1 protein-coding gene is annotated in these 640 nt (G+C 70.8%); it reads right to left on the minus strand.

The features are described 5' to 3' along the window. Window positions 1-640, minus strand: a 640-nt coding sequence (locus AC07YR_RS23245; protein ID WP_494735414.1) for an aldehyde dehydrogenase family protein, incomplete at both ends; no start/stop codon positions are given.

A 640-nucleotide genomic window follows, 5' to 3' on the forward strand; every position in this document is an offset into this window, starting at 1 on the left:
AGTCCTTGATCAGCGGGCCCGTGGTGGCACCGGCCGTTGAGGTGGGGATGAGGTTCAGGACACCGGCGGGCAGGCCGGCCTCCTGCATCACGGCGGCGAACAGCTGGGAGGTCAGCGGGGTCAGGTTCGCGGACTTCAGCACCATGGTGCAGCCGGCGGCCACGGCCGGGGCGACCTTGCGGGTGGCCATCGCCAGCGGGAAGTTCCACGGGGTGATCAGCAGGCAGGGGCCCACGGGCTTCTTCGTCACCAGGAGGCGGGACTTGCCATCCGGGGACACCGAGTAGCGGCCGAACGCACGGACGGCTTCCTCGGAGAACCAGCGCAGGAACTCGGCGCCGTAGGTGACCTCGCCGCGGGCCTCGGCCAGGGGCTTGCCCATTTCCAGGGTCATGAGCAGCGCGAAGTCCTCGGCGCGGGCCGTGACCAGTTCGAACGCCCGGCGCAGGATTTCCCCGCGCTCACGGGCCGGGACCTTCGCCCAGGAATCCTGCGCGGCAGCGGCGGCGTCGAGCGCTGCCTTGCCGTCCTCGGCGCCGGCGTCAGCGATGCTAAGCAGCACCTTGCCGGTGGCGGGATCCTCGACGTCGAACGTCTTCCCGGACGCTGCCGGGCGCCATTCGCCGTTGATCAGCAGGCC

The organism is Arthrobacter sp. GW460-12-1-14-TSB2 (assembly GCF_059423525.1).